Origin of the sequence: Microbacterium sp. (assembly GCF_003248605.1) — a bacterium.
Lineage (GTDB): Bacteria > Actinomycetota > Actinomycetes > Actinomycetales > Microbacteriaceae > Microbacterium.
This window is the reverse complement of record NZ_QFPF01000094.1, coordinates 1-11,151: the sequence shown is the minus strand read 5'-3', so window position 1 is coordinate 11,151 and position 11,151 is coordinate 1. Positions and strand designations below refer to the sequence as shown.

General features: G+C 71.6%; 10 protein-coding genes and 2 pseudogenes. All 12 read left to right on the top strand.

Annotation, left to right across the window (positions count from 1 at the left end):
- Nucleotides 1-609 (top strand): annotated as a pseudogene (locus DI573_RS11755) (primosomal protein); the annotation flags it as partial.
- Nucleotides 609-1,652, top strand: coding sequence for an HAD-IIA family hydrolase (locus DI573_RS11750; RefSeq protein WP_292814401.1), 1,044 nt, complete (start codon nucleotides 609-611; stop codon nucleotides 1,650-1,652). The pseudogene DI573_RS11755 and the gene DI573_RS11750, both read left to right, overlap by 1 nt.
- 40 nt (nucleotides 1,653-1,692) lie before the next feature.
- Nucleotides 1,693-1,872: a hypothetical protein gene (locus tag DI573_RS11745; protein ID WP_292814398.1), complete on the top strand. Its 180-nt coding sequence runs from the start codon at nucleotides 1,693-1,695 to the stop codon at nucleotides 1,870-1,872.
- Nucleotides 1,869-2,678, top strand: coding sequence for a TlyA family RNA methyltransferase (locus DI573_RS11740; protein WP_292814395.1), 810 nt, complete (start codon nucleotides 1,869-1,871; stop codon nucleotides 2,676-2,678). Before DI573_RS11745 ends, DI573_RS11740 begins: the two co-directional genes overlap by 4 nt.
- Nucleotides 2,675-3,613 (top strand): NAD kinase, encoded by a 939-nt coding sequence (locus tag DI573_RS11735; RefSeq protein ID WP_292814392.1) that lies wholly within the window; start codon nucleotides 2,675-2,677, stop codon nucleotides 3,611-3,613. The genes DI573_RS11740 and DI573_RS11735 overlap by 4 nt, the downstream gene beginning before the upstream one ends.
- On the top strand, nucleotides 3,610-5,310 hold the full coding sequence (gene recN, locus DI573_RS11730; protein WP_292814389.1) for a DNA repair protein RecN: 1,701 nt from the start codon (nucleotides 3,610-3,612) through the stop codon (nucleotides 5,308-5,310). Before DI573_RS11735 ends, recN begins: the two co-directional genes overlap by 4 nt.
- Nucleotides 5,311-5,324: 14 nt before the next feature.
- The gene (locus tag DI573_RS11725) at nucleotides 5,325-7,022 is read left to right on the top strand and encodes a CTP synthase (RefSeq protein ID WP_292814386.1); all 1,698 of its coding nucleotides are present in this window, start codon (nucleotides 5,325-5,327) and stop codon (nucleotides 7,020-7,022) included.
- Complete coding sequence (locus tag DI573_RS11720; RefSeq protein ID WP_292814383.1) at nucleotides 7,015-7,656, top strand: NUDIX hydrolase; 642 nt, start codon at nucleotides 7,015-7,017, stop codon at nucleotides 7,654-7,656. Before DI573_RS11725 ends, DI573_RS11720 begins: the two co-directional genes overlap by 8 nt.
- A 7-nt stretch (nucleotides 7,657-7,663) precedes the next feature.
- A complete protein-coding gene (xerD, locus tag DI573_RS11715; protein WP_292814380.1) occupies nucleotides 7,664-8,566 on the top strand; it encodes a site-specific tyrosine recombinase XerD in 903 nt (300 codons plus the stop codon).
- Nucleotides 8,567-8,671: 105 nt separating this feature from the next.
- Nucleotides 8,672-9,580 carry a ParA family protein gene (locus tag DI573_RS11710; protein WP_292814378.1) on the top strand — a complete coding sequence of 303 codons (909 nt, stop codon included), beginning with the start codon at nucleotides 8,672-8,674 and terminating at the stop codon, nucleotides 9,578-9,580.
- Nucleotides 9,486-10,239, top strand: a pseudogene (locus tag DI573_RS11705) (ScpA family protein). The gene DI573_RS11710 and the pseudogene DI573_RS11705 overlap by 95 nt, the downstream one beginning before the upstream one ends.
- Nucleotides 10,229-10,852, top strand: a complete 624-nt coding sequence (scpB, locus tag DI573_RS11700; protein WP_292814375.1) for an SMC-Scp complex subunit ScpB — start codon at nucleotides 10,229-10,231, stop codon at nucleotides 10,850-10,852. Before DI573_RS11705 ends, scpB begins: the two are co-directional and overlap by 11 nt.
- Nucleotides 10,853-11,151 lie beyond the last annotated feature (299 nt).

Below are 11,151 nucleotides of genomic sequence, written 5' to 3'. Positions count from 1 at the left end.
TCACAGCTGATCGACGACGACCCCGCCCTGGCACACGAGCACGCCCTCGCCGCTTCCCGGCGGGCCGGTCGGGTCGCTGTTGTGCGGGAGTCTCTCGCGATCACGGCCTACGCGACGGGCGACTTCGCGCTCGCCTTGCGCGAACTCCGCACGTATCGCCGGATCTCCGGCAGTGACGATCAGATCGCTCTGATGGTCGACAGCGAACGCGGTGTGGGCCGTGCCGATCGTGCCCTCGAGGTCGGCCGCAGCGTGGACCGTGCCGCTCTGCCCGTGGACGCGCGCGTGGAGTTGGCGATCGCGATGTCGGGCGCGCGGCTTGACCTTGGCGAGACCGAGCGGGCGCTGCTCGAACTCGACATCCCTGAGCTCGATCCTGATCGCGCTTTCGAGTGGAGCCCGGGTCTGTTCGCCGCGCGAGCCGCCGTGCTGGAAGAGCTCGGGCGGCTGGATGAGGCGGCGCTCTGGTCGCGTCGCGCGGTCGTTGCGGCGGAGGCGCTGGACGCGTCGACGCCCGGCGAGGTGATCGAGGTCATGGAGGTCGAAGAAGAGGGCACCGATGGCGACGAGGCCGACGATGACGTGACGGACTCCGAAGGCGAGCGCTGATGGCGCTGTTCTCCCGCGCGCAGTCTGAGCGCACTCCGCTCGACGGCGTCGACGCCGTGCTCGCCGATCTTGATGGGGTGGTCTACGCCGGCCACAAGGCGTTGCCCTACGCGGTCGACGCGCTCACCGAAGCCGCGCGCACCCGTCGCCTCGGATACATCACGAACAACGCCTCGCGCACCGATGCGACCGTCGCCGCGCAGCTGCGCGAACTCGGCCTGCCCGCCGAGCCTGCAGACGTCATCACGAGCCCCCAGGCTGCGATGCGGCTGCTGCGGGAACGCGTGGCACCCGGGGCCCGGATCCTCGTCGTCGGAGGCGAGGGTCTCGTGGTCGAGGTCGAAAAGGCGGGATACGTCGTGACGCGCAGCGCGGACGACGATCCTGCCGCGGTCGTGCAGGGCTTCGCGCCCGAGGTCGGGTGGGCTCAGCTGGCCGAGGCGGCATACGCTCTGGCCGTGCCCGAGGACGAAGGCGGCATCCCCTGGATCGCCACGAACACCGACTGGACCATTCCGCAGGCGCGCGGCATCGCGCCGGGAAACGGCACACTCGTCTCCGCTGTGCACACCGCGGTCGGACGTCTCGCCACCGTGGCGGGCAAGCCGGAAACGCCCATCTTCGCCGAGGCGATCAGTCGCTTCGGCGCTGGTAGCCCGCTGTTCATCGGCGACCGCCTCGACACCGACATTCAGGGCGCCCAGAGCGCCGGCATCCCGTCCGTGCTCGTGCTCACCGGGATCGATCGGCCGAAGCACCTGCTGGCGGCGCCGTCGACGTCGCGTCCCGACTACATCGTCGGCGACCTTCGAGAGCTGCACATGCCCTATCCGCGGGTGCGCACGCGGGATCGCGACGGGGCGGTGTCTGTCGGCGATGCGACGGTACGCATCTCCGGCGCCGACGTCGAGATCGTGACCGAGGGCACGCGTCCGATCGATCTGCTTCGCGCGGGAGCGCACGCGATCTGGTCGTCCGGTCGCGCGATCTTCGGTCTCCGCGTGCCCGAGCAGCTCTACGCCGATCCGTTCCATCGGCCCTGATGCGGCCTCGGCGTCGCACCCTCGCCGTATCCTGGGGGGCGTGACCGACACCTCCGCCGGCAACGGCCCCGACGACAGCCTGGTCTCACGTCTCCGGGTCGTCGAGCAGCAGCCGCTCGGCGACCGTGCGGCAGCCTTCGCGGTTCTGCACGAGGAGCTCAGCCGCGCGCTCGAGGGCTCGGGAACGTTGGCCGACCCCCGCGCCGGCGGGGCGCCGTGACGCAGCGGCTGGACGCCGCCCTCGCCGCTCGCGGCCTTGCTCGATCCCGCACCCACGCCGCCACACTCATCTCCGAGGGACTCGTCAGTGTCGACGGATCTGCTGTGGTCAAAGCATCCACCCGGGTCGAGGAGTCCGCCGAGATCGCGGTCGCCGGCGCGGACCACTACGTCAGCCGCGCCGCGCACAAGCTTCTGGCGGCGCTCGACGCCTTCTCGCTCGATCCCTCCGGCCGGCTCGCGCTGGACATGGGCGCGTCCACGGGTGGCTTCACCCAGGTGCTGCGGGAGCGCGGCGCAGATCCCGTCATCGCGGTCGATGTGGGGCACGGTCAGCTCGCCCCCTCGATCCGGGAGGACCCCGGCGTGATCGCCGTCGAGGGCTACAACGTGCGTGACATGGACCGCGTTTCGCTCGCTCAGGCGAGCGGCCGGTCCGACGCTCCCGAGCTGGTGACCGGCGACCTCTCCTTCATCTCGTTGCGGCACGTGCTGCCCGCGGTCGAGCGTACGGCCGCCCCGGACGCCGACATCCTGCTGCTGATCAAACCCCAGTTCGAAGTGGGCCGTACCTCCGTCAAGGGCGGTCTCGTCACCGACCCGGGCTTGCGCGCCGACGCCGTCTGCGGCGTGCTCTGGAGCGCGTGGGATGCGGGGCTGGGCACCCACGGGGTGATCGCCTCGCCCATCGTCGGCACCCACGGCAACGCCGAATACGTCGCCTGGATGCGCGCGCGCGGCGACCGGGAGACGGGCAATCCGACAGAATGGATCAGCACGGTGAATCGACTGGCGGGAGTGGGATGACGGGCGCGCGCAACATCCTGGTCGTCGCCCATGCGCTGCGCGATGACACCGTCGCCGCCGCCCTCCGGGTCGCCGAGGCCCTCGCCGCCGCAGGTGCCCGCCCGGTGCTGGCGGCGAGCGACCGCGCCGAGCTCGATGCGGTCATCGCGCGGGTGCCGACGACGGCGACGCTGGGTGTGGACGTCTCGGTCGGCGAGCTCGAGCTGGCCATCGTGCTGGGCGGTGACGGCACGATCCTGCGCGCCGCCGAGCTCGTGCGCGGCGGCACCGCACCCGTGCTCGGCATCAACATGGGTCACGTCGGGTTCCTCGCCGAGATCGAACGCGACGACATGGACGACGCGGTGCGGCGCGCGATCTCGCGCGACTACGGCGTCGAGGAGCGCATGGCCCTCGCCGTGCGGGTCGAGGACGCGTCCGACACGACGATCTACGAGACCTGGGCACTGAACGAGGCGACCGTCGAGAAGGCGAGCAGAGAGCGGATGCTGGAGGTCGTCGTCGCGATCGACGGTCGACCGCTGTCCACCTTCGGATGCGACGGGATGGTCGTCTCGACGCCGACCGGCTCGACCGCCTACAACTTCTCCGCGGGCGGCCCCGTGATCTGGCCGAGCGTCGAGGCGATCGCCGTCGTCCCGCTCTCGGCGCACGCCCTGTTCGCCAAGCCCCTCGTCGTCGGACCCGAGGCCTCGGTCGCGATCGAGGTCCTCGAGCGCACCAACGGCACCGGCATCCTGTGGTGCGACGGCCGTCGCTCGCATGATCTGCCGCCGGGGGCGCGCGTGGTCGTGCACCGCTCGGAAGAGCCCGTGCGCCTGGCCCGCCTGCACCCGGCCGCGTTCACCGATCGCCTCGTCCGCAAGTTCCGTCTGCCCGTGACGGGGTGGCGCGGCCCGGCCGATCACATCGACCCCGCGGGGGGAGCGGCGTGATCGAGGAGATGCGGCTGCGGGGGTTCGGGGTGATCGCCGAGGCGACCCTGCCGCTCGGACCGGGCTTCACGGCGATCACGGGCGAGACCGGCGCCGGCAAGACGATGGTCGTCAGCGGCCTCGGCCTGCTGCTCGGTCAGCGCGCCGATTCCGGGGTCGTCCGCTCGGGCGCCGCTCAGGCCGAGGTGACCGGGGTGTGGCTGGTGGCCGCCGAGGGCAACGTCGCCGATCGGGTGCGCGAGGCGGGGGGAGACCTCGAACCCGCGGGCGCCGACCGGGCAGAGCTCTACATCGGGCGCACCGTCACGGCCGAGGGCCGCAGCCGGGCGAGCGTGGGCGGGCGCGCCGCCCCCGCCGGGGTGCTCGCCGATCTCGCCGACGACCTCGTGGTCGTGCACGGCCAGACGGACCAGCTGCGGCTGCGCTCACAGGCGGCTCAACGCGAGGCCCTCGATCGTTTCGGCGGAGACGAGGTGCGTGCGGCCCTCGCCTCCTACCGCGAGGTGTGGCACCGCTGGCGCGGACTGGATGCCGAGGTGAGTGCTCTCGAAGCCGACCGCGACGCGCGCCTCGCCGAGGCGCAGGCCCTGCGCGAGGCGCTCGAGGAGATCGAGGCCGTCGCGCCGCAACACGGCGAAGACGCCGAGCTGTCGCAGCGTGCGGAGCGACTCGCGCACGTCGAGGAGCTGCGCGCCGCGGCACTGACGGCGCGGGAGGCGCTGTCGTCCGAGGCCGATGCGATCGACGTCTCCGCACTGGCCGGTGAGGCCCGGCGCGCGCTCGAGCGGGCCGGGGACCACGACGAGACGCTCGCGGGGCTGGCGGAGCAGGTCGCGGAGATCGGATTCCGGATCGCCGAAGTGGCCGGCGACCTCTCCGGCTACCTCGCCGATCTCGATGAGACCGGCCCGGCCGAGCTCGCCGCGATCGAAGACCGCCGCGCCGCGCTGTCGACGCTCATCCGCCATCACGGGGCGTCGCTCGACGAGGTGATCGAGCTCGCGCGCACCGGTGGCGAACGCCTGCTCGAGCTCGATGGCGACGACGAGCGTGTCGCCGTCCTGCGCGAGCAGCGGGATGCTGCCGCTGCTGCCCTCGACGACGCCGCCGACCTGCTGACCCGGCGCCGTGCCGCGGCCGCCGCCGCCCTCGGCGACGCGGTGACCGAAGAGCTGCGCGCGCTCGCCATGCCCGACGCCCGGATGCAGGTCACGATCGCGCCGGGGACGCCCGGGCAGGACGGCCGCGACGAGGTCTCGCTTCTGCTCGCCCCGCATCCCGGGTCCGAGCCCCGCCCCGTCGCCAAGAGCGCATCGGGCGGGGAGCTCAGTCGCGTCATGCTGGCGATCGAGGTCGTCATCGCGTCGGTGGACCCCGTTCCCACGTTCGTGTTCGACGAGATCGATGCGGGGATCGGGGGAGCGGCGGCGATCGAGGTCGGGCGTCGGCTCGCGCGCCTGTCCGCAGCATCCCAGGTCATCGTCGTCACGCACCTCGCGCAGGTGGCCGCGTTCGCCACCAATCACCTGTCCGTCGTGAAGGAGAACGACGGCTCGGTGACGGCATCCAGCGTGCGCCGCCTCGACGGCGCGGATCGCGAGGCCGAGATGGCGCGTCTGCTGTCGGGACTGCCCGACTCGGCCGCGGCGCTCGAGCATGCGCGGGAGCTGCTCGAGCTGGCGCCCGCGGGCGCCTGATAGGATCGAAGCCCGTGGCGGACACAGCATCGGGAACATCGAACGGCATCACCAAGCACATCTTCGTGACGGGTGGTGTCGTCTCCTCTCTGGGCAAAGGTCTGACCGCCGCCAGCCTCGGAAACCTTCTCACCGCCCGCGGTCTGCGCGTGGTCATGCAGAAGCTCGACCCGTATCTGAACGTCGATCCGGGCACGATGAACCCGTTCCAGCACGGCGAGGTCTTCGTGACCGACGACGGCGCCGAGACCGACCTCGACATCGGGCACTACGAGCGGTTCCTCGACATCGACCTCGGCCAGTCGGCGAACGTGACGACGGGGCAGATCTACTCGCAGGTGATCGCGCGCGAGCGGCGCGGGGAGTATCTGGGCGACACGGTGCAGGTGATCCCGCACATCACGGATGAGATCAAGCGCCGCATGCGCCTGCAGGCCGACGAGGATCCCCAGCCGGACGTCATCATCACCGAGATCGGCGGCACGGTCGGCGACATCGAATCCCAGCCCTTCATCGAATCCGCGCGCCAGATCCGCCACGAGCTGGGCCGCGGCAACGTCTTCTTCGTGCACGTCTCGCTCGTGCCGTTCATGGGCGCGTCCGGCGAGCAGAAGACCAAGCCGACGCAGCATTCCGTCGCGACGCTGCGCTCGATCGGCATCCAGCCCGACGCGCTCGTGCTGCGCAGCGACCGCCCCGTCACCGAGTCCAACAAGCGCAAGATCGCGCTCATGTGCGACGTCGACGAGGATGCGGTCGTCAACGCGGTCGACGTGCCGAGCATCTACGACATCCCGACGATGCTGCACGAGCAGGGACTGGACGCCTACCTCGTCCACGCCCTCGGACTCGGCCACGCGGGCGACGTGGACTGGTCGCGTTGGCAGCGGGTGCTGAGCGCCGTGCACAACCCCAAGCACGAGGTCACGATCGGCCTCGTCGGCAAGTACATCGACCTGCCCGACGCCTATCTCTCGGTCACCGAGGCGATCAAGGCGGGCGGGTTCGCGCACGAGACCCACGTGTCGCTGCGCTGGATCCCCTCCGACCTCTGCGAGACGCCCGAGGGGGCCGCGAAGGCGCTCGCCGACGTCGACGGCATCTGCGTGCCGGGCGGCTTCGGCATCCGGGGCATCGAGGGCAAGCTCGGCGCCCTGCGCTTCGCCCGCGAGCAAGGGATCCCGACGCTCGGGCTGTGCCTGGGCCTGCAGTGCATGGTCATCGAGTACGCGCGCAACAAGGCGGGGCTCGCGGGCGCGTCCTCGAGCGAATTCGACCCCGACACCGAGTTTCCGGTCATCGCGACGATGGCCGAGCAGGTCGACATCATCGCCGGCGGCGATCTCGGCGGCACGATGCGGCTCGGTCTCTACACGGCCGATCTGCGCGAGGGGTCGCTGGCGGCCGAGCTGTACGGTGCGCCGCAGGCGTCGGAGCGTCACCGTCACCGGTACGAGGTCAACAACGCCTACCGCGACCGTCTGGCGGAGACCGGCCTGATCTTCTCGGGGCTCTCGCCGGATCGCAACCTGGTCGAGTACGTCGAGCTGCCTCGCGACGTGCATCCCTTCTACGTCGCCACGCAGGCCCACCCGGAGCTGCGCTCGCGTCCCACGGCTCCGCACCCGCTGTTCCGCGGCCTGGTCGGGGCGGCGCTCGAGCGCCATCGCTCGAGCGAGCTCTTCGACGTGGAGCAGGGCGCGGATGCCTGAGCCCACCGCCGTGCCGGAGCACACTGTCCCCGCGTCATCGGCTCGCGACCTGCGTGAGCTGCGCGACGAGCCGCTCGAGGTGCCGATCACCGCCAGCGAGGTCGTGTTCGACGGCCGAGTGTGGGATGTCCGGCGCGACGAGTTCGTCTACAACGGCGAGTCCACGGTGCGGGACTACGTCGACCACACGGGCGCCGTCGCGGTCGTCGCAATCGACGACGAGGGCCGCGTCCTCCTGCTGCAGCAGTATCGGCATCCGATCCGCTCGCGCGACTGGGAGATCCCGGCCGGGCTGCTCGATGTGCAGGGCGAGGCGCACGTCGACACCGCCCGCCGCGAGCTGGCCGAGGAGGCCGACCTGGTCGCGGCGTCGTGGGAGCCGCTGATCAGCATCCGCACCACCCCCGGCGGCAGCGACGAGACGGTGCACATCTTCCTCGCCCGTGAGCTCGCCGCCGCCCCCGAGGTGCACGCGCGCGAAGCGGAGGAGGCCGACATCCGCCTCGAGTGGGTCGACCTCGATGTCGCCGTGTCGGCGGTGCTCGCGGGCCGCATGCACAATGCGATCCTCGCGGTCGGCGTGCTCACCGCGGCCGAGCGCCTGCGTCGCGCGGGCGGACCCGCGGGGCAGTAGGCGCCGCGTGCGCGTCGACCGGGCGATCGCGGCGTACCTGCGCCACGTATCGGTCGAGCGGGGGCTGTCGGAGCACACCCTCGCCGCCTACCGGCGCGACCTGGCCGAGTACTCCGCGTGGCTCGCCGCCGACGGCATCGACGACACCGCGCAGATCACTCCCGAGGTGGTCTCTCGGTACGCGGCCGCGGCGGCATCGACCGAGCCGAGACCTGCCGCGTCGAGCCTCGCGCGCAGACAGTCCTCGGTCCGGGGTCTGCACCGCTTTCTCGCGCGAGAGGGTATCGAGACCGACGACCCGTCGGCGCGGCTGCGCCCGCCCAAGGCCGCGCAGCGCCTGCCGAAGGCCCTGACGATCGATCAGGTCGCGGCGCTCGTGCAGGCCCCGCCGGCCGAAGACCCGATCGGGGTGCGCGACCGGGCCCTGCTCGAACTGCTGTACGCGACGGGCGCGCGGGTCTCCGAGGCCGTGGGGCTGGATGTCGACGACCTCGCGCACGGCGAGGCGCTGCGGCTGCGCGGCAAGGGCGGTAAGGAGCGCATCGTGCCGATCGGATCGTACGCGCGTGACGCGGTGGATGCCTACCTCACCCGTGTGCGGCCGGCGCTCGCCGCGCGGGGCCGGGCGACACCGCGGCTCTTCCTCGGTGCGCGCGGGGCGCCGCTGTCGCGGCAGAGCGCCTGGCTGGTGCTGCAGGCGGCGGCCGAGCGGGCGGGGCTGTCCGCGCACGTGTCGCCGCACACGCTGCGGCACTCCTTCGCGACGCATCTGCTGCAGGGCGGTGCGGACGTGCGCGTCGTGCAAGAGCTGCTCGGGCACGCCTCCGTGGCGACGACCCAGATCTACACGCACGTCACGGTCGACGCGCTGCGCGACGTGTACGCCGGCGCGCATCCCCGCGCGCGCTGACGTCGGCGCCGGGCGGCTCGGTGGGGTGCGCCGAGGTCGGGACGCGCGCGGGCGGCATGCCGCCCCGGCCCCGGCGGGCCCACGTGACTAGAATCGACCGAGGTCATGGACAAGTCAGGAGTATCGGTGGCGGGCAGCGCGCGAGGCACGAAGAGGGCCTCCTCCGGCGACGACGCACCCGTCGGCGCCACCGGCCGCCCCTACCGGGGATTTCCCACCCCGCCGCCGCTCGACGCGCACGGTCCGGCCCGCATCATCGCCCTCTGCAACCAGAAGGGCGGGGTCGGCAAGACCACGACGACGATCAACCTCGCGGCGGCCCTGGCCAGCTACGGGCGGCGGGTGCTGGCCGTGGACTTCGATCCTCAGGGGGCCCTGTCGGCCGGGCTCGGCATCCAGACCCACGACGTGCCCACCGTGTACGACCTGCTGCTCGACACCAAGCGCGACCCCGCAGATGCCATCGTGCACTCGCACGTCGAGAACCTCGACGTGCTGCCGGCCAACATCGACCTGTCGGCCGCCGAGGTGCACCTGGTCAACGAGGTCGCGCGCGAGACGATCCTCTCGCGCGTGCTGCGCAAGGTCGCCGGCGACTACGACGTCATCCTCATCGACTGCCAGCCCTCGCTCGGCCTGCTCACCGTCAACGCGCTCACCGCGAGCCACGGGGTGCTGATCCCGCTCGAGTGCGAGTTCTTCGCGCTGCGCGGTGTCGCGCTGCTGATCGAGACGATCGACAAGGTGCGCGACCGCCTCAACCCGGCGATCGAGCTCGACGGCGTGCTGGCGACGATGTACGACCCGCGCACGCTGCACTCGCGCGAGGTGCTCGAGCGGGTGGTCGAGGCCTTCGGCGACGACGTGCTCGAGACCGTCATCGGTCGCACCGTGAAGTTCCCCGACGCGTCCGTGTCGGGTGTGCCGATCATCGAGTTCGCTCCGGAGCACTCCGCCGCCCAGGCGTACCTCCGTCTCGCGCGCGAGCTGGTCGCCCGTGGCGACGTCGCCTGATCCCGCGCACGACGCGCCGGATGCCGAAGACCCCGGCGACGCCGGATTCCGGGTCTCGCTCGAGGGTTTCGACGGTCCGTTCGACCTGCTGCTGAACCTCATCTCCCAGCACGAGCTCGACATCACCGAGGTCTCGCTCAGCACCGTCACCGATGAGTTCATCGCCTACCTGCGCGGGCTCGACCCCGACGAAGAGCTCGAGCAGGCCAGCGAGTTCCTCGTGGTCGCCGCGACGCTGCTCGATATGAAGGTGGCGGGCCTGCTGCCTCAGGGCGAGCTCGTCGACGCCGAATCGGTCGCGCTGCTCGAGGCGCGGGATCTGCTCTTCGCCCGGCGCACTGCTCGCCTTCGCGCCGCGCGAGATCCCGCACGTCGGGCTCGACCATCTGCACGCGCCGCTGGTCAGCATCCGCGAGCAGGCCGCCGTCGTCGTGACGCTGCTGCGCGGCGCCGAGACGCTGACCTTCCGCGAGCTCGTCGCCGGCGCCGGTCAGCCCGGCGTCGTCGTCGCGCGCTTCCTCTCCGTTCTCGAGCTCTACCGCCACGCCGCGCTGTCCTTCGAGCAGCTCGAGCCACTCGGTGAGCTCACCCTGCGCTGGACCGCCGAGCACTGGTCCGACGAAACCCTTGCGAGCCTGGGGGCAGACTATGACCGATGACCGTGTACGGGATGCCGGGACCGCCGGCACCGGATCCGCCGATGCGGCTGCGGCGACAGCATCCGTCGCCCGTCGTCTCGAGGCGATCCTGCTGATCGTCGAGGAGCCGCAGAGCCTCGTGAGCCTTGCGACCGCGGTGGCGGCGCCCGTCGCGGCCGTGCGCCAGGCGATCGAGGGTCTCGTGGAAGACTACGACGGTCGCGCCGGGGGACCGCGGCGCGGGTTCGAACTGCGCGAGGTCGGCGGTGGGTGGCGGCTGTACGTGCGCGATGAGCACGATGATCTGGTGAGTGAGTTCGTCAACACGCAGGCGCCGTCGCGGCTGTCGCAGGCCGCGCTCGAGACCCTCGCCGTGATCGCCTACAAGCAGCCCGTCACCCGCGGGCAGGTGGCGTCGATCCGTGCCGTGAACGTCGATTCGGTGGTGCGCACGCTGCTTGCGCGGGGCCTCATCACCGAGGTGTTCACCGACGCCGATACGGGCGCGATCCACTACGGCACGACCGACGCGTTGCTGGTGAACCTCGGCATCAATTCGCTGGATGAGCTGCCGCCGATCTCGCCGCTGCTCGATGACGGCGCGGACGGCTTCGATGAGACGGTGCCGCGGTGAGCGGTGCCGCGGTGGATGGTGTGGCGGCGGCCGATGCCGTGGTGAGCGCCGGTGTCCCACTTTCTGTCGCTCTGTCGCACTCTGGGCGACAGAAAATGGGACACCGTTCCCCAGCGCCGGGCCGCAGGGTGTGGGATGTCCCCATTTCTGTCGCTCCAGCCGCCGTTGTGCGACAGAAAGTGGGACACCATCCCGTAGTGCGGGCGGCGATCAGCGAGCGAGCAGGAGGAGGACGCGATGAATGAGGCGCACGGAGAGCAGGAGAGGGGGCAGGATGCTGCCACCGAGGGCGTGCGGCT

What these genes read in the sequence shown, in the direction of transcription:
- DI573_RS11750 (WP_292814401.1), top strand. Translation starts at nt 609, where the DNA reads ATGGCGCTGTTCTCCCGCGCGCAGTCTGAGCGCACTCCGCTCGACGGC.
- DI573_RS11735 (WP_292814392.1), top strand. Translation starts at nt 2,675, where the DNA reads ATGACGGGCGCGCGCAACATCCTGGTCGTCGCCCATGCGCTGCGCGAT.
- DI573_RS11720 (WP_292814383.1), top strand. Translation starts at nt 7,015, where the DNA reads ATGCCTGAGCCCACCGCCGTGCCGGAGCACACTGTCCCCGCGTCATCG.
- DI573_RS11710 (WP_292814378.1), top strand. Translation starts at nt 8,672, where the DNA reads ATGGACAAGTCAGGAGTATCGGTGGCGGGCAGCGCGCGAGGCACGAAG.
- scpB (WP_292814375.1), top strand. Translation starts at nt 10,229, where the DNA reads ATGACCGATGACCGTGTACGGGATGCCGGGACCGCCGGCACCGGATCC.